The organism is Desulfovibrio inopinatus DSM 10711 (genome assembly GCF_000429305.1).
Taxonomy (GTDB): domain Bacteria; phylum Desulfobacterota; class Desulfovibrionia; order Desulfovibrionales; family Desulfovibrionaceae; genus Alteridesulfovibrio; species Alteridesulfovibrio inopinatus.
This window is the reverse complement of record NZ_AUBP01000001.1, coordinates 495765-519230: the sequence shown is the minus strand read 5'-3', so window position 1 is coordinate 519230 and position 23466 is coordinate 495765. Positions and strand designations below refer to the sequence as shown.

19 protein-coding genes are annotated in these 23466 nt (G+C 49.5%); 6 read left to right on the top strand and 13 right to left on the bottom strand.

The genetic code is table 11. The features are described 5' to 3' along the window. Positions 1 to 5: 5 nt before the first annotated feature. The 5 genes from G451_RS0102235 (at position 6) to G451_RS0102215 (ending at position 7487) form a co-directional block, all read left to right on the top strand. The gene (locus G451_RS0102235) at positions 6 to 1022 is read left to right on the top strand and encodes a hypothetical protein (protein WP_027182994.1); all 1017 of its coding nucleotides are present in this window, start codon (positions 6 to 8) and stop codon (positions 1020 to 1022) included. 4 nt (positions 1023 to 1026) lie between these two features. Then, on the top strand, positions 1027 to 2139 hold the full coding sequence (locus G451_RS0102230; RefSeq protein ID WP_051261036.1) for an SPL family radical SAM protein: 1113 nt from the start codon (positions 1027 to 1029) through the stop codon (positions 2137 to 2139). Continuing rightward, positions 2136 to 2618 carry a hypothetical protein gene (locus tag G451_RS0102225; RefSeq protein WP_027182992.1) on the top strand — a complete coding sequence of 161 codons (483 nt, stop codon included), beginning with the start codon at positions 2136 to 2138 and terminating at the stop codon, positions 2616 to 2618. The genes G451_RS0102230 and G451_RS0102225 overlap by 4 nt, the downstream gene beginning before the upstream one ends. Before the next feature lie 50 nt (positions 2619 to 2668). Next, the gene (locus G451_RS27030; protein WP_051261035.1) at positions 2669 to 6037 is read left to right on the top strand and encodes a PAS domain S-box protein; all 3369 of its coding nucleotides are present in this window, start codon (positions 2669 to 2671) and stop codon (positions 6035 to 6037) included. Positions 6038 to 6125: 88 nt separating this feature from the next. Next, the gene (locus G451_RS0102215; protein WP_027182991.1) at positions 6126 to 7487 is read left to right on the top strand and encodes a GAF domain-containing SpoIIE family protein phosphatase; all 1362 of its coding nucleotides are present in this window, start codon (positions 6126 to 6128) and stop codon (positions 7485 to 7487) included. A 101-nt stretch (positions 7488 to 7588) separates the two neighbouring features. Here G451_RS0102215 and G451_RS0102210 read toward each other — a convergent pair whose 3' ends face one another. The 11 genes from G451_RS0102210 to G451_RS0102160 all read right to left on the bottom strand — a co-directional run bounded on the left by G451_RS0102210 (position 7589) and on the right by G451_RS0102160 (position 19659). Then, on the bottom strand, positions 7589 to 7954 hold the full coding sequence (locus G451_RS0102210; RefSeq protein ID WP_027182990.1) for a response regulator: 366 nt from the start codon (positions 7952 to 7954) through the stop codon (positions 7589 to 7591). A gap of 89 nt (positions 7955 to 8043) precedes the next feature. Further along, a complete protein-coding gene (locus G451_RS0102205) occupies positions 8044 to 10689 on the bottom strand; it encodes a methyl-accepting chemotaxis protein (RefSeq protein WP_027182989.1) in 2646 nt (881 codons plus the stop codon). A 310-nt stretch (positions 10690 to 10999) separates the two neighbouring features. Further along, complete coding sequence (locus G451_RS27025) at positions 11000 to 12865, bottom strand: hypothetical protein (protein ID WP_051261034.1); 1866 nt, start codon at positions 12863 to 12865, stop codon at positions 11000 to 11002. 166 nt (positions 12866 to 13031) lie between these two features. Beyond that, positions 13032 to 14003, bottom strand: coding sequence for a D-2-hydroxyacid dehydrogenase (locus tag G451_RS0102195; RefSeq protein ID WP_027182988.1), 972 nt, complete (start codon positions 14001 to 14003; stop codon positions 13032 to 13034). 101 nt (positions 14004 to 14104) lie between these two features. Continuing rightward, positions 14105 to 14407 (bottom strand): hypothetical protein, encoded by a 303-nt coding sequence (locus tag G451_RS0102190; protein ID WP_027182987.1) that lies wholly within the window; start codon positions 14405 to 14407, stop codon positions 14105 to 14107. Positions 14408 to 14533: 126 nt separating this feature from the next. Continuing rightward, entirely contained in the window at positions 14534 to 14995 is a 462-nt protein-coding gene (locus G451_RS0102185) for a DUF3859 domain-containing protein (RefSeq protein ID WP_027182986.1), read from the bottom strand. Between the two features lie 190 nt (positions 14996 to 15185). Next, a complete protein-coding gene (locus G451_RS0102180) occupies positions 15186 to 16508 on the bottom strand; it encodes a PD40 domain-containing protein (RefSeq protein WP_051261033.1) in 1323 nt (440 codons plus the stop codon). Next, positions 16505 to 17659, bottom strand: a complete 1155-nt coding sequence (gene tolA / locus G451_RS35165; RefSeq protein WP_027182984.1) for a cell envelope integrity protein TolA — start codon at positions 17657 to 17659, stop codon at positions 16505 to 16507. The genes G451_RS0102180 and tolA overlap by 4 nt, the downstream gene beginning before the upstream one ends. A gap of 40 nt (positions 17660 to 17699) precedes the next feature. Next, positions 17700 to 18125, bottom strand: coding sequence for a protein TolR (tolR, locus tag G451_RS0102170; RefSeq protein WP_027182983.1), 426 nt, complete (start codon positions 18123 to 18125; stop codon positions 17700 to 17702). 1 nt (position 18126) lies between these two features. Continuing rightward, complete coding sequence (tolQ, locus tag G451_RS27015; RefSeq protein ID WP_051261032.1) at positions 18127 to 18873, bottom strand: protein TolQ; 747 nt, start codon at positions 18871 to 18873, stop codon at positions 18127 to 18129. A gap of 30 nt (positions 18874 to 18903) precedes the next feature. Next, positions 18904 to 19659 carry an SIR2 family NAD-dependent protein deacylase gene (locus G451_RS0102160; RefSeq protein ID WP_027182982.1) on the bottom strand — a complete coding sequence of 252 codons (756 nt, stop codon included), beginning with the start codon at positions 19657 to 19659 and terminating at the stop codon, positions 18904 to 18906. Positions 19660 to 19983: 324 nt separating this feature from the next. On the opposite strand from G451_RS0102160, the gene G451_RS0102155 reads away from it, so the two are divergent. Then, entirely contained in the window at positions 19984 to 21333 is a 1350-nt protein-coding gene (locus tag G451_RS0102155) for a TrpB-like pyridoxal phosphate-dependent enzyme (protein ID WP_027182981.1), read from the top strand. Between the two features lie 227 nt (positions 21334 to 21560). Here the strand turns inward: G451_RS0102155 and G451_RS0102150 are convergent, their stop codons facing one another. Together G451_RS0102150 and qmoC are read right to left on the bottom strand one after the other, a co-directional pair. After that, positions 21561 to 22232, bottom strand: coding sequence for a hypothetical protein (locus tag G451_RS0102150; RefSeq protein WP_027182980.1), 672 nt, complete (start codon positions 22230 to 22232; stop codon positions 21561 to 21563). Positions 22233 to 22244: 12 nt separating this feature from the next. Then, positions 22245 to 23456: a quinone-interacting membrane-bound oxidoreductase complex subunit QmoC gene (gene qmoC, locus G451_RS0102145; RefSeq protein WP_027182979.1), complete on the bottom strand. Its 1212-nt coding sequence runs from the start codon at positions 23454 to 23456 to the stop codon at positions 22245 to 22247. Between the last annotated feature and the right edge of the window lie 10 nt (positions 23457 to 23466).

Here is a 23466-nt window from a genome sequence, read left to right as displayed (position 1 = left end):
GCACTATGGATCCACTTATCACATATTCCCCAGAGCTTGTAACGGTGTGGCCAGTTGATGTGGGAACGGAGAACCCGGCTCTTTTTTGGGCCGACGATCCTTCTCCCGAACTTTGCAATTCCATCAGCCGGCTCGGTCAACTTAGCCCCATCATCCTGGATGACACGGGTTCACGTCCAATTTTACTCAGTGGTGTCAAGCGATTACGCGTATTAACACAATTAAATCGTTTTGCGACCGCTGTCAGACTCGAATCAAACATCAACAATGCATTTCTTCCTCAAGGCCTGTTGCGCGGCCTGATTTATCTCGCCTGTAATTTTAACCGGCAACGTACAGAGGCCATGCTTGTTCAGGCTGGACGCTATTTCCAGACGCAAGCATCGTTTGAGGTCTGGATGCGTGAAGCCGCCCCATACCTTGGACTTTCAGCCAAAAGCGCTCAAGCCGCGCGTTTAGAGCAATGGCTGGAGTTGCCAAGCCGTTTTGACAGTTACCTCTTTGCCAATCGCCTCACACTCGCGTCAGCCTCCGTCCTCTCCACGCTGAGCGAGTTCGATCTGGAAATCCTCGAACCTTTTTTTGCTTCCCTCAAATGGTCGAGAAACAACTTGGCTGGTTTTGTCGGCAATATCCGAGAAGCCTCACTTATGCAGAAAAAACCTGTGGCGGAGTTGGTGGAAAAAGCGAACTTGCATGCCGTGTTGCACTTGGGTCTTTCCCCCAATGATACGCTGCATCGATTAGGTACCGCAGCCCGAAACATGCGCTATCCCTGCCTGACCGACATGGAGGAACGTTTTTTCACACTCGCTTCAGAAATCACGCGTCAAAATGTCTGGCGCGTCAAGCCGTCTCAGGGATTCGAGACGGATCGTGTACGTCTTGAAGTCGAGGTTGCCAACCGGCAAGAACTTGGACAGGCCGTTCGAGATCTCGATGAGGCAACGGAAAAGAAAGAATGGGATGAACTCTGGCTTGTTGGCGCCCCGGACTCCAATTCCGGTTGCGGCTCACGATAAGATTATGGACCATATTGCTCTTCCTGTGCACCTTCGTCACCTCACGCGCATTGTCGCTGACGAAGACGTTGCAGATTCTCCCATGACCAGGCGCGTCAGGGAACGTCTCGCCCATTTACCATTTTCGGTTATGACTCCGGACACTTCCACCATGTTTGATCCGGAAACTGACCACACCGGCCACACCGTGTATCTGAAGCATTATAAAGGCCGTTTTCTGCGTCCATGTCCGGCTACACGAAAGTATCGATGTTGTGCCTATCAGATCATTCACTTTGGTGAAAACTGTCCGGTCACGTGCACCTACTGCATCCTTAAAGCCTATTTCCGTGACAACGTCTTAAAAATTTTTGCTAACCAGGATGACCTTTTCGGCCAAATCGGCGAGGCATTTTCCCATGATCCCAACCGTCGATTTCGAGTCGGTACGGGGGAATTCACCGATTCGCTTGCGCTTGAAGCCATTACGTCTTTTAGCCGTGACCTTGTTTCCTTCCTGCACGACTTTCCCAATGTCCGCCTGGAACTCAAATCTAAGATCATCGACCTCTCGTGGATGGATGCGGCCGATCCGAAGCAAATTCTTCCGGCATGGTCGGTCAACGCCCCGTCGATCTGTGAAAACGAAGAATTCGATGCCGCAAGTCTTGCGGAAAGACTTCAAGCGGCCGCGACCTGCGCCGAAGCAGGATTTCACGTATGCCTTCATTTCGATCCGATCATCCACTTTCCCGGTTGGGAACATGCTTATGACAGCACGGTGGATATGATCTTCGATCACCTCAAGCCTGAATCCATCTGTTATGTAAGCCTCGGATCGTTTCGCTGCCTTCCGGAACTTTTTGATCATATTCAAAGAAAGCATCCAGAATCACATTACATCTACAACGAATTTACCACGGGAGAAGACGGGAAAAAAAGACTTCTTCGCACTCTTCGCGCTCCTCAACTTCACCGTATTGCCTCACGCCTCATCAAGTACGGTCTGGACAAAAAAGTTTATCTGTGTATGGAATCGGATGTAGTCTGGAATCATGTTTTCGGATATGTTCCATCATCCTTGGGCGGTCTTGCAAACCATCTTATGAAACTCGCTTTCAACGACACAACACTATGATAGACTATCAAGATATCCTCAAAGGTATTGAACGAAGCCTGGGCGCCCATTATAAAACGACGCCGACTTTACTGAACACTCCGGGTATGTCCATCGCGCTCAAGCTCGATCCGTTTTACTATCTTGCTCTCCATGAGCCGTTTATCCGACTTGTTTCGAAATGGTCGGCGATTTTACCACGCAATCTTGAAACGGCGCTTATCAAAACGGGAGTCATGATATCGACGCCAGATCATACGAAACATACACTCTCCTTGGCAGTATTCGAAGAAGGCCTCGGGCGTGTGTTTACAGTCAAAGCATCTTTTTTAACAGCAGAGTTCATTGATAAAGCTCTGGTTTATAGCGGTGCTGTTCGCGAAGGCCTGCCCGTTTCGAGAATGAAAATCCTTTTCAGCGAAAAACCTCGTCTTGATGAATTTTTTGCAGAAAAAACCCCGCTGCAAGGTCTGGCGTTCGGCGATCCTATTTCTCTTTGACCGTGCTCGCAGAGCTCTACGGCGATTACGGCACAACAAACGCGCTGCTTATGCCTTTCAAGAAACCTCCCTCCCACACCACAAAAGGTCACCACGCCCCCAAGCTGTGCCAAACAAGTGTCGTTCACGCTCTTCTCACGGCTATCCGGCGCCCCGCATTCATCATGACCGAAGATGGTCATGTCGTCATGACCAACAGTGCGAGCGCACCGCGATTCCTCGTCGCGCAACCGAGCGATGATGGTTCAACGACAAACGCTTTTGACCAACTCCCGTGCCTTCAAGAGGCCTTGAAAAAACCGGAACACATCGTTCGCCTCAAACAAGGCCTTTGCCTCGAACAACTGTGCATCTTCCATAATGACGACTCTCTCCGTTCTCTGACCATCCATCCAATTTTCGACGATGAGGGAACGCTAACGTATCTCGCTGTTATTGAAAATGATCGAGCTGAAACCGAACATTACATTGAAGAATTGCGAAGAGAACGACAGCGTTTTCTCTATCTTTTAGAAACACTTCCCGGGTTTATCTATTTCATAACGCCAGAAAAAACGATCTCTTACACAAATCTTACCTTTCGCAAAATTTTTGGAAATCCGACATCACGTCACTGCCGTGACATCGTGCAATGTTCTGGAGACCGCTGTGACCTCTGCCCGGCTATCGAGTCACTCCATTCGGAACGGACCGTCGAATGGGAACTCACATACAAAGATCGCGTATTTCACATCTATAGCTACCCCATGACGGACACAGACAATTCTGTTGTCGCTGTTGTCTTCGGCATTGATGTCACGGCAAAACGACTTGCCGAAAAAGCACTTCGTACAAGCGAGGCCAATTATAGAGCTATCTTCAATGAAGCCCCTGTGGGTATTTTCCAGACGACACCAGAAGGTGTTTTTATAACAATCAATCCTGCTCTTGCTTCCGTTCTTGGATATGATTCACCTGAAGCGTTTATGGAAGCGGTCTCATCTTCCGAACAACTCTATTTTCATTCTCATCAACGATGGGTTTTACTCCGACTCCTCCAACAACAAGGGATGGTGAACGACTTCCAAAGTCCTTTTAAACATAAAAATGGTACCCCCATTTGGATGTCGATTTATATCCGTGAAACACGTGATGAGACTGGCACGGTGAAACTCCATGAAGGCTTTGCCATAGATATCAGTGTCAGCAAGCAAGCCCTCGCCGATCTCGCCAATAGTGAACGACAGCTCAAAGCCATTGTCGAAAATGCCCGCGAGGGGATTGTCATCATTACTGACGACCGCATTGTATTTGTTAATCCTTTTATGATGCAATTCACTGGATATACCGAAGAAGAACTTATCAATGCACATTTTATAAAATTTATTCATCCCAATGATCAGAATATCGTTTCTCAACGTTATGCGCAGCGCATCACGGGAAAAGAGACGGTGAACGGGTATGATTTTCGCTTAATCACCAAGGACAATATGTTTAAGTGGGTACAGGTCACGGCGGCAACGTTTGATTGGGACGGCCAGCCTGCAACTCTTAACTTTCTCTCCGATATCACTGACAAAAAACAAGTGGAGCATGCCCTCAAGCAGGTTTTGGAAGATCAGGAGAATCTTATTCTTGCACGGACCCAAAGTCTGCGCGAAACAAACAGTAAACTCGAACGAGAAATGAAGAATCGTCAGGCAATTGAACAATCGCTTCTGGCAGCCAATGCCCAATTGACGAAAGAAATCGAAGAACACAAAAGCACCGCTCGACAACTTGAGGCAGCCAAACGCCGTGCCGACAAAGCCGCCAAAGCAAAATCGGCTTTTCTCGCCAATATGAGCCATGAAATACGAACGCCGCTCAACGTCATTCTCGGAATGACTGAAGTCGCCCTGCACACGCCTCCTCAGGAAGGAGATGTCCGTCATCTCGAAATGATCAAAGAAGCAGGAGATTCCCTGCTCACGGTTATCAATGATGTTCTCGACTTTTCCAAAATCGAGGCGCACAAGCTCACGCTGGAGAAAACACCATTCGATCTCTATTTCCTGGTCACAATGCTTCGCAATAGTTTCGCCGACCAAGCGAAAAGCAAGGGGCTGACACTGGAACTCGACATTCATCAGACAACGCCCCAATACGTCAAAGGCGATCCCTCACGATTACGCCAGATTCTCTTCAATTTGTTGAGCAACGCTCTTAAGTTCACGAAAGACGGCTCCATATCCATTTCAGTACAACCTGACACCAAACATAAACACCGTAAGTCTCCACACAGGCGTAAGCCACCTGACACTCCGACAATTCTATTTATGGTGAAGGATACCGGAGTCGGTATAGCTCGGGAAAAGCTCGGGTCCATTTTTGAAAGCTTCCACCAGGCCGATACAAGCATATCACGACGGTTTGGCGGAACCGGACTTGGACTGAGCATTAGTAGCCGTCTTGCTTCCCAAATGGGCGGGCGCATATGGGCGAAGAGCCAAATCGACAAAGGAAGTACTTTTTATCTTACCGTCCGCCTCGAAACGGCTACAGCTCAGGAATTCTCTCAAGTCCAAAAGCAATATCGCCTCAAAAGTTCACATTCAACCCAAGCACGCGAGATTTTACTTGTCGAAGACTCCTCTCTTAACGCCGAACTCGTAAAAAACATCCTCATTCCTCAAGGGCATCATGTTACCCACGCTGCTCATGGGCATGAGGCCCTGAATATTCTCGCCAAGCAGGATTTCGACCTCATATTGATGGACATCCAAATGCCAGAGATGGACGGGGTTGAAGTCACAAGAAGAATTCGTAACCACACAACGCTCAAAGTACCTCGCTCCATTCCCATTATTGCCATGACGGCCCATGCTATGCCCGAAGACAGGCGCGCCCTTCTTGCCGCAGGCTTGTCCGACTATATTGCCAAGCCTATCACCATTGAGACGTTATTAAGCGCCATCGACCGTGCAACCGACCATGATTCTTCGTCCGTCACAAGCCAATCGACCTCCAAGGTTCCTGAGGACACTCCACCACGGCCTCATGAGACAGAAAATACACATGTTGACAGTCCTTCCAATGACCAGCAACGCGAAGCCGAAGTCCAACAGGCCCTGGCTCGTCTTGGCGGTAATGAAGAATTGCTGGCCATACTCCAAACCGTGTTTCTACGCGACGGACAGAACGATATGGAGCAGTTGGAGACCAACCTCCACAAAAACCCGGCAGAAGCCGCAGGCTTGGCTCATACCATCAAGGGGAATGCCCTCTCTATTGGCGAAGTCTGTGTGGCTGAAATAGCGAAACAACTGGAAACAGCACTCAAAGAACAACGTGGCGAAGCGTTGACAAGGCTATTTACCTCACTGAAAATAGAGTTTCAGAAGACCATCGATTATCTGCTCCAGACAGGAATTTCGCCACAGGAGACGCCCAGGGAATAAAGGCCGAGTCCTCCCTCTCATCGTGCACGGCTCCCCTGAGAATCCCCACTCCATGTTCACGGATTTCTTCTGTAAAAGGAGACGGCCCATGACTATAGATCATACTCAATGGCAAGAAATGCCTCCCCCCCAATCCAACGCTACGTTAATAAAAGCGTTTCACCAACTGAACCGACTGCGCCAATGCATTGCCGTTGGGCGATCAATTTCAAGCTCCCAGTCGATTGAAACCATTTTGGATCGATTAATGGTCACCACAATGCATACGCTTGGAGCGCAAAATTGCAGTCTGTTTCTCACAGATCGGTCCCAAACGTCTATGCGACTTGTCATGTCTCGCGGCCCCATAGGCAGTACCTTGAAACCAGGGATCATCGTGAGCAAAGGACAAGGCATTCCAGGCCGAGTCTTCGCGACAGGGAACCCTCTCCTCTTGCAATCCACAGAACAAGTTTTGCCGGGAGATATTTTGGCGCAGACCACTTCAGGAGATGTCCACACGACACTTTGTCTTCCTATAGCATTTGAAGATAATGTGCTCGGGGTCGCAAAACTGACCAATACACACGATGGCAGAGCTTTCGATGCTGATGACCAGGAAGTCTTTAATTACGTTTGTGACCAGGCAAGTATTGCTATTCATAACGTCTACCAACACGAGAACGAACTCGCGTTACAATCGATAGAAGAAGAAATGGAACGCGCGGGTGCTGTCCACCATATGCTCTTCCCAAGCAAGCAACCTGACCTTCCAGGATTCGATATCTGCGGAACCAGCTTGAGTTGTCATAAAGTGGGAGGAGACTATTTCGACTTTATCCAGCTTGAAGCCTCTTCACATAAACTGGCTATCGTGGTGGCTGATGTTGTTGGTCATGGCACTTCAGCCGCTTTGCTCATGGCTTCGCTGCGCGCCTACTGCCGATCATACAAAAATATACTTCATGACCCCGGTCAGGCTCTCACCGCTATTAACAAGCTTTATTGTGACGATGCCTATGAAGCTGCCTACTTTTGTACTGCGTTCTTGCTTGTCATCGATACATCGCGTGGATGTCTTTCCTGGGCCTGCGCTGGACATCCTCCTGTAATTTTTTATGATCCAATACAAGATGATTTCTTTGAGTTGACTGCGAAAGGGATTCCGCTCGGATGCAATAGAGATTATGTTTACCTCTCGCAAACCAGTGGTACATGCAAAAAAGGACAAATTTGCTTCATTGGTACAGACGGTGCGTGGGAGGAAAGTAATTCGGCGGGAGACCTATTTGGCAGGCAGCGGGTTCAGGACATTATTCGGAGCAACAAAGACAAGTCTTCTTCGCAGATCGCTGAGGCAATCATTCGTGCTTTGACTGAATTCACGGGAAGGGCAGAACGAGAAGACGATATTACGATGGTCATCATCAAAAAAGAAAAGGAAACACTATCAAACAGCACAGAGTATTGAAGACAATGCGACAAAATAAAGGCTCTCAAGGCACCATCATGTCCCGAACGCTTTACATAGAAGCGGACGGGACATGATACATAGACACTATTTTTACAATCTCACGAGACAAGCGTCTTTACTGCATTAATGACTTCACGTGCTTCCAAAGGCTTTGGCAATGTCATCTTCGCACCATAATTTTTTGCCCAACTGAGTGTCTCAGTATCGGTAAATGTGCTGCCAGCACTAATGGCTACGATGGGAAGGCCAGGAGAAGTTTCCAGAAGTTCTTTTATAGTCTGCAGGCCTTCCTTTCCCGGCATAAAAATGTCAAGGAACACAAGATCGGCTCCCTTCTCTGCAAAAACCTGGAGGGCGTCTTCTCCATCCACAGCTTCCAATACCGTATGTCCTTGCCCTGATAATATTCCCTTGAGCATGGTACGGATAAGAGCGGAATCATCTACAACAAGAATAGTGGCCATTGATTATTTTCCTCCACGTGGAAACAAGACGGTACGTGATACTCAGCTCCTCCACAGCCCGAAGAGGTCTCATGTACGTATCATACTCATTATTTTGACAAAGCCAATGGGCGATCGGTTTCTTCAGTCGCATGCATCTTATCAATGAGTACCTTGAGATCTCCAGCTTGCTCATTGAGACTCGAGACAGACTCAACAGATTCTTCCATACCTTGCTGAATTTGACCAGCAACAGTGTATACTTCTTCCGTCGCGCGTGTAATTTGTGTCGCTGCTGCTGACTGCTCTTCCGATGCAGCTGCGATAGCCCGAACTTGGTCTGCCGTGGCCACAGACACCGTCACTATGTCACGCAAGGCTTGGTCGGCTTCTTGGACTAAACGCGTCGTTTCTTCCACGGCCTGGGCTGCTTTGACGGTTTCATTATTGCTTTGCTTGGTTCCGGCCTGAATGGCGGCAATGGCCGCACCAACTTCATTCGTCGCAACCATAGTCTTTTCAGCCAACTTACGAACTTCGTCGGCGACGACGGCAAAGCCTCGTCCGGCATCACCAGCCCGGGCTGCTTCGATTGCCGCATTCAAGGCAAGCAAATTCGTCTGGTCGGCAATATCTGAAATCACAGTCATAATGCGACCGATCCCTTCAGCTTGCTGACCGAGTTCAGCCATATTGCTACGTAGCAGTTCAGCACGATCGCTCACGGTAGAGATGGACACCACAACACTCTCGACAATAGACAGGCCTTGGCGTGCTTTTTCCCTAGCCTCATCGGCATTAGATGCGGCACTCCCAGCATTTCTGGCGACCTCAAGCACGGTAGCATTCATCTCTTCCATGGCCGTTGCCGTTTCGCGTGACCGTTCTTGCTGAAGACTGACCCCCTCACTCGTCGCATGAACAAGTTCTGCCAGTGCACCGGCATTCTCACTCACACTTGAAGCAATGCTCTCCGCTTCAGCCGCAGTTTGTGAAATCATGGCGTTTTGTTCGGCCAACGCTTCTTGTTGGAGCTTCACTTTGGTCAGTGTCGCCAACATTGTGAATACGCCAAGCATGGTATTATCCATATCATAGATTGGGGCTGCATCGATTTTAATGAAAAATCGTTCTCCCCACGGATAACGGCCGTCATATTCAACATTCGTCAATATTTCCCGTTGCTCCATAGATGCATTGATTGTTTCTCTCACAGGAGCATGGTCGGCAAAAACGTCATCAATATACACCCCAATATATTCTTCCGGCTGTTTCTGCTCACCTAAAAAGTGTGCCAGCCAACGGTTGACTAAGGTAATCTCTCCTTCCTGGTTCACGACAACACATGGCAACGTGACAGAGTTGAGGATTCCCTGGGCAAACGCAAGTTCTGCTTTCAGGTTCTGTACCATAGCCTCAATGGATATTTTGAGCTGATCCATTTCTGCATAAAACTCGCCTTCAATGTCGGCATTTAATTCACCCAAAGCCACATCTTCAGCATATGTCACAATGGCCTTGATCGGTTTATTGAGCATATTGCGCATAAACCATGTACACAACACTCCGAACAGCACGAGGATAAGAAAGGAAAGAATGACAATCTTTATTATAATGTCATCCATAGTAGACTGAATTTCAGCGCTTTCCATAGCTACTGTTTGATCAATATCATCAATATAGAAGCCGATTCCGAGCAACCAATCCCATGGCTTGAACAACTTGACATAGCTCAACTTTGGAAAAGTCTCCGCCGTCGTGCCGCCATCCTCTGTGGGTTTTGGCCATTGATAAATAATAAAGCCCTCTTGCGCTTTATCAACAACTTCTACCATGGCCTGTGGGAAATGCTTCTTTCCATCAGGATATTTTATAATTTCACCGTCAATGCCAAACTGTACGGAGGTGGTAGACCGAAATGATGGCGAGTCCAAAGATTTGCCGTCAAGTTGTGGAGAAATCGGATGCATGACCATATTGGGATATGGCTTCGCTGTATCCGTTATAAAAAAATAGCTCCCATCGAGAAGTCGCATTTTGGATACAACGGCTTTGGCTTCTTCTTTCATCTTGTCGGTAAGGTCTTCAATCCACGCTCCTGAACCAAATACCCATCCGAGCTCGGGAAGGAGCTTTACGTACGACACTTTGGGTCTGGGATCCCCTGGAGCGTCTGGCTTATCCCATCTATAAAAGACCATGCCTTCGCCATTTTTTTGGGCAACAGCAGCCATTTCATTAAAGAGTTTGACACCGTCGGGATCTTGGAAGTCGGAGAGACTTTTTCCATCAAGTTCAGGTTTGGTTGGGTGCATGATCATGACAGGCTGCAAGTCATTGATCCAAATATAGTTTCCCCCATCAAAACGGGCATTTTTTGTATTTTCAATGATGTGCGCCTTGATCTCATCAATCGACATCGTTCCTTTATGCGCGGCATAGTAATCAGCGGCTTGGCTCGTTATTGCATCGACTACACGCTTAAGATCATCATGCGTTTTTTGTTGCAGGGCAATTTCATCCTGCGATATGTCATAAAAATACTTTATAATCTGATAGGCTTGATTAACGTAATTTTGCTGCTGCTCCTTCACACTTTCCAAAAGTGATGTCCGTAAACGCGTCGCATCAGCTGCAATGTAGTCATCGAGTTCATAAACAAAAAGTCCCATGAGACAAACATCTAAAACAAGCAACATCGTAATAACAAGTGACAAGATTTTAGCGCCGACAGATAAGTCACGAAACCATTTCATGCAACCTCCCCATTATGTCGTGGCCAATACAAAAAGTCCACTTTATCCCGCTTAAAAGTCGCAGCGCATCGCTATCTCAAGGTAAGAAGCATGCTTTTCCTCTGAACATACCATGTCTATTTTTATGCGTAACTTTCAATTTTAAGGCAAGAGATGAACGCAAAAAAACACCACGATCCAGATAAATGTTCAATGCATTTCACTAGAGTGGCATGTCATCATGGCTGTGTCATTATTGCTACATCATTATGACGTACGCTGATATCGTATATAATGTCGACTCAATTCGGCGATAAATTCACCAAGTCACCTAAAATGTTTCCTTCGTGCCATTGGACAGCTTAGACCTCCCTAAAAAATGTTTCGCTTCAACAAGAGCATTCAGAACAAAAAAAGACGTCGTGGTTTCACTCCCAACAAGAATACGCGTTGGGTGGCGCACCATGGTCCATTCATACGCTTTATATGGATGTCGCCCTGGGCCTTCTCCCAGTGCATCGCACAAGACATGGAGGCTATGTATAACCGGTTCAGGTTGGTTACGATCATGGCGTAATAAGACCAAGGCTGTTATCGCAAGAGCTGCATCGAATGCATTTTGCGTATGCTTACCGATGTCCTGACAGAGATATTCAAGAGCATGTCGACGAATGTCTTCGACTTTTCCAGTCGGATCAAACAGAGACCGTTCTGCATCGGTCAATTGCAAAACAGTTTCATACAAACGGCCAGCATAAACGACATAAATAAGGGGTAAATAGAACCGCACAGCCTGTTCGATACGAAAATTACCACTGACAAATGCACGGTGATGAAAATCAAGCAATCGTTGAACTGTGGCAAGATTTTCGCCTTCAAGCGAATGCCAACGGTCTCGGTTTACAAGAAATGCATCAAGAATATCCATGTTATGTCCGGGACAAACCTCATTCCCCAAGGCCTCTCGAACAACCCGTCCGTCCGGCTGGGGAAAGGGTTTATCAAACCATAAACACACCGCACCATCATACTCGAGCGGACGAGTCATGGAAATTGTTGGAGGATTCTTCCCATATGATCCGCCGACCTGATATTCACTGAAAATTTCTACCCACGGATACGACAAAATATCTTCGCACGCTTGGAGGAGTTCCGGGTCAGCCGATATTCCCGCTGTATTGACATAATCAATCCACTTCCGCGCCATGGTGAGGCCAAGATAGGTTGTATCCATATCGGGCACGTAATCACCAAACCCAAGATCACGCTTCTTCTTCCAATCGGCCGGTGACAAATTGCACAAGGGCTTGCCATCATCATCTTTCGGTAAACAGGTCAACGCAGGATGGGGGCGATGCGAGGCCGGTGTATGCAATAATTCAGCACTGGTTTTGACAATAAAACCAATCATATTTTCCATCATGGCGACAAGACGGGCTGCCTCTTCCCGGTCAGGCTGAGACTTGGTGAGCCGATTATAGAGGTGCTCAAAAAAGATATCGTCATAAAACGCTGTCCGATGCCAAATCCAGCCTATCCGTTGTCGAAGCGGTTCACTCATTCCCTCAAATGCTGGTTGTAATTGATTCCGCATCCACGGATTGCTCGCCACCGCCACACGAATCAACCCAAACAGCAACGTGATATTTCGGTACTCGAAAGAGCCAAGCCCGGTCAAAATGTCGAGGAATACCGCTCCATCAATAAATTCATCACCAGGTAAAACGATTTGCGCCGCAACAGGAATATGCGGGTCATCCGGATGGGAATTCCAGGTTCGTTCAATATCTTTGGAAACAGCAGCAATAATGTCATCAAGGACAGCTTCCAGCACGGGACGAGCGTTCGGTGAGACCGGTTTCCGTCGTCGAAGCAAAGGGGGGCGGACTTGATCCAACAAAGCAGCCAAAGGAGCCGCCGTACGGCGAACAAACTCTTCCTGATCATGCTCCGCCGGGGTCGCTGCAAGAAATGCTTTCATCATGGCGCGGAGTCCGGCAACTTCATCTGAAGACACATTTTTGAGTCGGCACCAACACAACACACCAAAACGGAGTGCAGGATGTCGTATCACTGTATTATACAACAATTTCAAATTTTTACCCGGCTCATGGGCAGGATTGGCCGAACGCACGACGTGATCAAACACGCCATGGAGGGAAAGGCGTCGTGTGTGACGTACAGAAGAAAGCGGCATGCTGGTCTCGATAGGAATACAGCAAATCCGAACGTGTCGAATCACTTGGTTTCAGAAAAGAATGTCCCGACTCCTCGGCGACGTGATATTTTCAGACACCAGGAGTTGGGACACATGATATGTGACCATATTCAGGAAAATCTCCTGAATAACATTATCTCGTTGACTATACGATCTGATTCTGCGGCGTACCAGCCAAAAACGCTTTGATATTCTGGGCGGTTGTAGCCATAAGCCGTTGTCTGGCGGCCAAAGTCGCCCACGCCACATGTGGAGTCACGCGGCATCGCGGAGCATGCAGCAGGGGATGTGATGCCGGGGGCGGTTCCACGCCCAGCACATCAAGGTATGCCCCGCTGATTGTCCCTGCAGACAAAGCCGCAGCCAAATCTTCTTCATTTACCAAAGCGCCGCGAGCCGTGTTGATGAAAAGCGCCTCTTTCTTCATGCGGTCAAGCAATCGGGCATCGACAAACCCTTTGTTATCCGCTGTCAGAGGACAGTGCAGACTGATAATGTCTGCCGTTTCAAACAACGCATCAATCGTCTCGGCAAATGCAAATCCTGTGTACGCGGGAGCCGGTTTGGGGCGAGGCGCATATGCCAGAATATTCATACCGAGACCATGTCCAAGCTCGGCCGTTTTGGCACCGATACGGCCAAATCCGACAATTCCGAGGGTCTTGCCGGTCAGTTCGATCTGATTCGTCAACCAAAAGGAAAAGTCAGCGTTTTTTGTCCAGTCACCAGACTTACAAGCCGCGTCATGAACATCGATGCGACGCACATGGTCTAAAATACACGCCATAACGAATTGTGCGACGGAATCCGTGCTGTACACCGGCACATTGCAGACAACAATCCCACGTTCCTTGGCGGCGACGATATCCACCACGTCATACCCGGTGGCAAGTACCGCAATCATCCGCAAACGGGGTAACGCTTCGATGGTCTGTCGGGTCAAGGGGGTTTTATTTGTCAGGATAATGTCGGCTTCACCGGCTCGGTCGAGAATATCCTGATCCGCGGTCCGGTCAAAGACGGTAAATTGTCCCAAAGCGGCAACGTCATCCCACGAGTTGTCACCAGGATTCAATGTATACCCGTCTAATACAACGATATGAGGATGTGCATTCATGCCCTCCTATCGGACATGGAGTCGAGCCTTGTCAACCCATGAAAAAGGCCGATCCGTCAACACGACAGACCGGCCTGATAAGGCAAAGACGAAAAACCGCGTCACTTGAGAAGGTCGCCGCAGTTGCTCATCATGATATTGTTGACCGCAGCATTGTTCTGAGCTCCCGCATCAGACAACCAGGCTGTGACGGCATTGGGCTCCATACCGGTGCGCCCTGCTTCAATAACGCATTGGCAAAACTCTTCGGACGTCTTCTTTCCGTCAATAGAAGCATGCAAGCACGCCTGGTTGACGGCATCGACATCAGCCACCAACCAATCCGGCGTGTCATCGGCGAAGGCGGCTGCTGCACAAATCAGAACCATCATAAAGGCCACAACGAAAAGCCATTGCTTTTTCATAGCTCCTCCCTTTCGTCAGGTTTGAAACACGACTCCAGTTTGGCCAGTTCTATCCCTGAGAGAGGAAAAAAGCCACGACGAAATGAAAAAGCAGTCGTCGCGTGACGTATTTTTCGTGCCTACGCGCTATTGTTGAGGATTATAGACTTGAAATTTTTTGCTGATGGATTCCCCATTCTCCGTGCGCACTTCGAGAGTCCATTCTCCGTCGACCAGTTCCCATTTTCGTTCGAAGGTGAACGTACAACCATAGATTTCACCGACCCGAATATCGGCTTCAATTTCATTTTTGAATTCCACATCGGTTTTTTCCGGATTAATCATGCCGGGAGAGACTGTGGAAATCACAACTTTCATGGTTGCTGCGTCTGGATTGACCAGTTTGAAACGAAAACCAAACGTTTTTCCAAGCGCCATAGGAACTGATGTCGTTTCGATCTTGAGAGACTGGTCTTCGTAGATACCGAAATCCACCATTTGCAGCTGCTTGGACTCAGGTTCGTCATCGCCAAGGCCGATAAAACTCAACGCTGAACAGGAACACAGCAACATGGTGGCCAGAGCCAGGCTGACAAGTCGTACATACATCTCATCCTCCCTTCAGGGATCGTAAGGTTCACAGCATCATTACACTGTACAAGGGGATCCCGCTTCAATCGCTTACCGCGTTTCAGCGAGCATCTATTTCTGTTTCACCACTCTGAAAACTCTCAAGTGAAATATATACGCAGAGAAGGCGATGCCGAGCAAGACAAGAATCGACATCGCCAACATCGCACTATTGTCCCGTCGGACACCAGGCAGGCATCCGCGCCGATCCCGATCCCGTGGGAACGTGACTCGGTGTATCACCATGAATGGTGGTCACATAAATTTGTGACTTCCCGCTGCGCGTCGACGCAAAAGCGATAAAGTAACTATCCGGTGAAAACGTGGGGTTTTCGTCGCTTCCTGGTCCGAACGTAATTTGTCGCTCGTTGCCTGTGGACAGGTCAATAAGATACGTCCGGTGTGTCCCGGATTGTCGGGTAAACACGATATATCTGCCATCCGGGCTGATGCACGGATTGGTATTATACCCAAACCGGGTAACTCGACGAGTCGCACCGGAAGACGAATCTTTCAGGTAGACTTGGGGCGAACCCGTTTGATCGGAAATATACGCCATGTAGCGTCCCGATGCATCAAAACTCGGGGAGACATCAATGGTTGGACCGCCAGCCAGAATGCGACCCGGTTTCATGGCTCCGGTCAATTCATAAATATCCATCTTGCCCTTCAAATTAAGGGAAACAGCAATATTTCCGTTCGGCATAAAGCGCGGACTCACCACACTTGTACTCGGCAACGTGTATACTTTGCGTTTGCCTCCGGACCAGACACCAAGGTAATGCGAAACCGAACCAATCAGCGTGTAGGCAATACGACGACCATCGAATGACCATGCCGGACTGATGGCCATCCCTAAATCTCCGTAGCTGGTGATTTGCGTCAACCCACGGCCTTGCGGTTGCACAATCCAAATATCGCTACCTTTCTTCCCGGATGGTTTGACGACAGCCAGATTGGCGCTGAAGAAACCTTTCTTTCCAGTAAGGGCTTCCATCAACGCCGCACAAAATCGATCAGCGACCTGGGGAAGTTGCCCTTCAGAGACGTTTTCGTACACCTTCCCCACGATCAAGCGCTTTGAATAGGATTCGTAAACCCGCAGCTCGACAGTGCCAAGGTTTTGTCCCGGTTTCCAGCCTGACGTCAGGACCAAATCCACTTTGGCCAAGCCGAAAGGTGCAAAGTCAATGGCATCGGACGTCGCTCCAGCCACATTGGCACCGGGGACACTCGAGAGGGGGATAAGTTTGAGAAAGGGTAAAAAAATAAGATTGGAATCAATATATTTCGCCAGTTTGGAAGAGGCCGCAGGAACTCGTCCTCCTTCGAGAGTCATCGGGGCAGCCTGGGTAATGCTCAATCGCGATTGCCCCCCTCCTCCATAAATATCCACGGTCAATCCATCCTGACTCCATGCTGCGAGTGAACTCGACATCATGAACACACAGACCACGACCACGAGGCGCAAAACACGAGAAATCGCGCTCATGAGCTCTCCCATGAATTGAAATTGATGTTGATGGTGCGATAACTGCCCGGCGGGGCCGGAAGCCGCATCGTCTCGCGCACGGCTTTCAAAGCCGTTGCATCGTATTCGGGACGCCCGGAAGACCTGACCAAGTCATACCCGGCAATTCGGCCGTCTGCTTCAAGTTGAATTCGAATAACGGCCGTCAACCGTTGATTAGCAAAAATGGTAGGTAGGCGCCAATTCCCTTTGATAATTTTGTTGATCGTATTGAGGTAGGCTCCAATAGAACTTGATCCACCGACACCTATCCCACCGGTACCTCCACCGCCGACCACACCTCCGGGAACACCCAAAGCCCCACGTCCCGAGCCTCCTCCTGTGCCTTGCGCAGCCATTTGTTTTGCCTGACGCAAAGCGGCAGCCAACACGTCTTCTTTACCCGATTTTTTGGATGAACCAGAGCCCTTCTGAGCCGCTTTGGTTGCACCCTTAATGGCATCCTTCACCGCTTTCTTGTCTTGCTTCGCATCCTTTGATGTATTTTTTGACGTCGACGTGTTTTTCGTCTTTGAGGCTTTCTTTGGCTTTGGCGTGGCCTTGGCTTTCGGAGTCTCTTTAGGTTTCGGCGTCGGCGTTACTTTGGGGGTCGGTTTCGGAGTTGGGGTCGCCTTGGGTTTTGGCGTTGCCTTGGGCTTTTCCACTTCTTTCGGAAGCGGTGTTGCCTTCGGCGTGGGTTTTGGTTTTTCCACTTCCTTTGGAATCGGTGTCGACTTCGGCGTCGGCTTTGGAGCAACGGCTTCCTTGGGCGGTTCTGGACGCTTGGGAGTCGGAAACAATTTTTCCGGTGGCGGTGGCGTTTGCATTTCCGCGCTCGCCTTGTCGGCAACATCCTGATCGGCTTCCGGTTTGGTCGTATTGTCGCTCCGAGTTTGATCGGGCTTCGATGGCCCGGGCTCGGCGCGTTGAGTACCTTGCGGTGTCCCGGCAGGCGGACCGGCTTTATCCATGATCGGACCAGACATCCCTGGGCCGGCAAGACTGTACAACTCGACTTCGTACACCGGTGTGCCGAGATCAATGGCGACCGAATGTGTCATTGACCACAACATGGCGGCCAAAATTACGGTCAGATGAAGGGAAAATGAAAATATCCAGCCGAGAAAGCGCATACGTTCATCCGCAAACCATGGCAAGGGACAGTGCCGGTTGCTATTTTTTCGTGGTTTCCGGACGCTCCGGTTCGGCAACCACCCCAAGTTTGTCTACCCCGGCCGCTTTGACAATGCCCATGACCTGAATGACAACCCCATAAGGAACATCTCGATCTGCCCGCAAAAAGATGAGTTGTTTTTTTTCAACGGCAATGCGTTCGATCTGGGCTTGGAGGTTCTCCATATCCGTCGGATATTCATTCAGAAAAAGTGCCCCGTCACGACGGATAGTCACAATGAGATTTTCGGGATCTTCAGGTAAGGCCGTCACCGTGCGGGTCTGTGGCAAATCCACTTCAAGCCCCTGGGTCATCATAGGCGCCGTCACCATAAAGATAATAAGCAACACAAGCATCACATCCACAAACGGTGTGACATTGATTTCGGCCATGAAGCCCTTGTTGTTGCCCGTCGACATACCCATATCAGAACCCTCCGCGCAGAGTACGCTTCCGTTTCGGCTCTTCCACAGGCTCGCTGACCATAATCCAAGAGACTTCTCGTTGCGCACGGTTCAAAAACGTATCCGCAAAGATATCGAGCTGCCGTTCGATTTGCTGCATCGAACCAAGAAAATAGTTGTAGGCCAAGGTTGCCGGAATAGCCACGGCCAGACCGATGGCCGTTGCGATAAGCGCTTCGGAAATACCCGGGGCAACGGTCGCCAACGAGGCGGTTCTCTGCATGGCAATACCATGAAATGAGTTCATAATCCCCCAAACCGTCCCAAAGAGCCCAATAAAGGGGGCCGCGTTGGCGCATGATGCCAAAAACGCCAATTTTCTCGAAAGCCGACCGACTTCAGTGCCAACGCCGCGCCGCAAAGCACGACGAACGTTTTCTTCAGCAATCGCCGTTTTTTCTTCGCTGGACAAGTCTGCTTCTTCAAGTCGAACAAGTTCTTCATATCCGCGAAGACAGACTTCATACGCAGGCGACCCTTTATCTTGGGCCATGGTGCGCATGGCGAGTTTGAGGGTTTCGGCTTCATGGAACCGATCCAAGTCGCGAGTGGTGTCTCGTCGTGCACTGCCCAATGAAAACAGTTTGACGAAAATAATGCTCCAGCACGCCAAGGACATCACAATGAGGATTCCCATGACAAGCTTTACAACAGGGGTTGCACCAAGAATCATTGCCCAGATGCCGCCCTGCGGCAAAAACGATTCCATTGTTGCTCCTTCGATACCGAATATGCTGCGTTAATGGTGGTGCGAAAACGCTTTGGCAAGTTCAGGCAAAGCAGTTTCAGCTGGTTGCCGGATGGTCACATCGGCCATGCCGGCATATGATGTTTCCTGGGGATTGATAACGATAACCTTTCCCCCTCTCGATTTGATCTCGTATGGAATAGTGTTGGCCGGAGCGACATTACCGGATGTCCCAATGACCATTACAAGGTCTGCTTCACGCGCCAATTGACCACTTTTTTCAAGGGCGTCAAGTGGTATGGACTCACCAAAAAAAACAATTTCCGGCCGCACAAGTCCACCGCATTGATCACAGATCCACGGAATGGTAAAACCCTTTGAAAATACGATTTTTTCTGGCTCATTAAACGTTTGCCCACAGCCCATACAGACACATCGCGCCATAGTACCGTGATACTCAACAACGTTCCTGGATCCGGCTCGCATGTGCAATGCATCAATATTTTGCGTAATAATACCATGAAGCACACCGGCATGTTCCATACGCGCCAATGCAGTATGGGCTCGATTTGGCTGGGCTTTGGTCGTCAGAGAAAACGCTTCCAATAAAAACCGCCAGACTCCTTCCGGATTCGACTTGAGTGCTCGAGTCGTAGCGACTTCCATGGGATCGTGACGTTCCCAAACGCCTCCGGGACTTCGAAAATCCGGAATCCCGCTTGCAACCGAAATGCCGGCGCCGGTAAAAGCAATGGCATGTGAACTTGCTTCGAGAAGTTGCAATGCAGATTGAAGAGAACTGTTCATGATGGTGCCGAGAGGGCGCGGGAAGGAATTTCTACACGTCGTTTCTGAAAAGAGGCCTCCCCGGCCTGAGATTGCAGTTGTTTTGGCTGGTCCGTAATCCACCTATCAATCTGTCCGTATCGCCGTCAAGACGGGAAGCCTGGGCTTCCCACATTACGACATATTGGACGTTCTGGCATTATCTACAGGAGAGACGGATTTTGGGGTTTTCAATCAGGCTCACTTTACATACAGTTGCCGACTGTCTTTGGAATGAAAAATGCGCTGGTCGCTGCATTGTACCATCTAATTATTTCCTTATCATAGCACATTGGAGGATGTCTCATGGAGAATCGTATCTACCTACCTGAATCCGACATGCCGAAAGCATGGTATAACCCCATGCCCGATCTCCCCACGCCCCTGCCACCACCGCTTGATCCCCAAACAAAACAACCCGTTTCACCGGACCAACTAGCGGTTATTTTCCCCCAAGCGGTTATCGAACAGGAAATGTCGTCTGAACGATACATTCCCATTCCAGAACCCGTTCTCGATATCTATCGCCAGTTTCGCCCCTCACCGCTCGTCAGAGCACGCAAACTCGAAAAAGCTATCGGAACATCCTGTAAGATCTACTATAAAAATGAATCACTCTCCCCGGCAGGTTCACACAAGCCCAATACGGCAATCGCGCAAGCCTACTACAACAAAGTCGAGGGTGTAAAACGTCTTTCCACGGAAACGGGTGCTGGGCAATGGGGTACGGCGTTGTCGTATGCCTGCAAAATGTTCGGGCTTGATTGTACCGTGTACATGGTCAAAGTATCGTATAATCAAAAGCCCTATCGTCGAATTCTTATCAATTCGTATGGAAGCACGGTCTACCCTTCACCGTCCGAACATACCAAAACCGGTCAAGCCATCTTGGCTCAAGATCCGGATTGCGGTGGATCGCTTGGACTGGCCATTTCCGAAGCTGTAGAAGACGCGGCAACACATGACGATACCAAGTATGCTCTGGGCAGCGTGCTGAACCATGTCTGCATCCATCAAACCATTGTCGGGCTCGAAACTCAAAAGCAACTTGAGATGGCTGGGGAGAAACCAGATTATCTCATCGGCTGCGTGGGTGGCGGATCGAACTTTGCCGGTCTTGTCTCGCCTTTTCTCCCGCAAAAATTAGCCGGAGAAAACATCACCTTCATTGGAGCCGAGCCGAAAGCCTGCCCCACCCTCACCCGTGGTCAATTCCGCTACGATTACGGTGATGTTGCCAAATTGACGCCACTTTTGAAAATGCACACCCTTGGCTCTTCGTTTATGCCTGCCCCAATTCATGCGGGTGGATTGCGATACCACGGTGACTCACCGATTGTCTGCAACTTGGTCGCAAACAACATTGTCGAACCTCGTGCTTACTATCAAGTCGAATGTTTTGAAGCCGCGCAGCTCTTTTTGAACTCCGAAGGCTTTTTACCGGCTCCTGAGACATCACACGCCATTAAGGCAGCTATTGATGTCGCCCAAACGAAAAATGATGGCTCAACCATCGTTTTCCTCTACTCTGGTCACGGCTTGCTTGACTTAGCCTCGTATGATGCATTTCTTCAAGGGGATCTCAAAAACTTTGATTACCCCGAAGAACATATTAGCGAAGCGCTTAAAGACTGCCCAGTCGTCGACGAAAACTAAAGCACCCACAACACGAGCATTACTTTTGGGGGGGACGTACTGCGAACAGCTTCCCCCTCTTCCATCCTCTTCACCGTACCAACCTGGTATTCAATCTCTATTTACCCAGCCAACGTTTACTTTCAAAATTTTCTTCCCTTCCCATTCACAAGAGTCCCTAACAAAAAAAGGCAGCCCCGAAGGACCGCCTTTTGTCTGAGCGATATATGGCCAGTAGCCTGAACGGCCTACCAGTCGTCTTCGCTGAAGGGATCGGAGCCAAAACCGAAGTCGGCAGCAGGTTCGCCACCGGTTTCGGGGGCGCCAGCAGCAGCGCCACCAGCAGGAGCGGCACCGCCAGCAGCAACGGTGACAACACCGTGCTTTTTGACGTCTTCGATCATTTTCAGCAGTTCATCAACTTTACCGATGTATTCCGTAACCTTGGCTTCGGAAGCGACGATGACTTTTTCGCCTTCGTCCTTGGCGGAAGCTTCGAGAGCGGTCGCTTTGGCTTCGGCAGCTTTGCAGCGAGTGTCGGTGTCAGCCAAGATAGCGGTCTTTTCAGCCAATTCCTTTTCGGCTTTGGCGAGCTTTTCGGTCAGGTCATTGATAGTGGCCTTGTAACCGGCAAGCTTATCGAAAATGGCGTTGACTTCATCCAACGTGTCGGCGGGAAGGACGGACAGGGAAACGTTCTGACCCTGGTCAGCCAATTCGCCGGCAGCCATTTTAACGAGTTCAGGATGCTGTTCGTAGATCCAGGCTTTCGCCAGGGCGGCAGCAAAAGGAGCGAATTCGTCGTCAATTTCTTTCGTGGTCATGAAGCCGACTATATCGGTGACGTCGGCGCCTTTGCCGGAGCCTTTGAGATACGACACAAAGGCATTCATGGGGAACACTTTACGATCTTCGGACATCGTTGCCTCCTTTTAGACGATGAAAATTTTATCTTCTTCGGTTTTAAGCGGAACCCTTCCGGAATGGCGGGCGTACACCAGTGCCGTAGTCCTGTAGACAAGGTGGCCCAGTTTGGACCAGGGAAGATACGCGATAAGCATAAAAACACTTATCAGGTGCAGATAGTACACCGGGTAGGCGATTTGCGGCACGCTGGCCAGACGGAAGATTTCACTTCCGATACCGGTCAAGGCGACACCCCAGATCACACCCAGAAGGTACCAGTCATAATAGGACGAAGCGGATTTGCTCGGATCGGCATTGACACGACGACGTGTCAGATACGTCAAACCGACAAGCAGCAGAATCGCGCCCACGTTAGCCAGAAGCTTCACCGGGCTGATCAAAGACATTGGCGTATGCCCAAGAGGGGCAAGGAAATGGAAAATCTTTCCTCCCCAGTGGGACACCGCAACGACCGATGTAACGATAAAGAGTGCGACAAAACCGTACAGGAGGGACAAGTGTCCGATGTAGCGTTCAGTGTTGTCGTTTCCGCAATCGTTCCATTTCGCATGGGTTGCAATTTCTTCTTTGACTACGTCAACAAGGCATTGCAAGATCGGTGTCTTTTCCTTCTTTTCCCCAACAACAAATGTTTCCGGTAGTGTCTTGAACGAATTCCACATGGTCATCACCCCCTTGTAAAAGGAGTAGGCGACGAACACGGCGACAAGGCCGAAAATGGGGTCAATGGTAAAATCGCCGGGGAAGAGGTGGCCGTAAACAACATGGCCGTCTTCCAACGGGAAGAAGCTTCCCAAGATACCGGCGCGGATGATCCAGATCAAGAGATACAGCGCAGCCGGAATCCCCATGAGAATGGGCAGATACTTGGGCGAGCTCATCCATTCGCCAATGGCGACAGGCGGAACGAGCTTGCGATACGTCATGTTACGAATAGCAGCCAACAAATCGCCGGGGCGTGCGCCGCGGGGGCACAGATCCGAGCAGGTCTGGCAGTTGTGACACAACCAGACGTCGATATTATTGACCAGCCGGTCCTTCATACCCCATTGCGCCCATATCATTTCTTTGCGGGGAAAGGGGTTTTCAGGAGGAGAAAGGGGGCAAGCGACGCTACAAGTTGCGCACTGATAGCACTTTTTAAGCGTCTCGCCTCCAACTGACTGCAGTTCCTTGACGAACTGCAAATCAGGTTTGATTTTGACAGCTTCAGACATGGTACGCGCC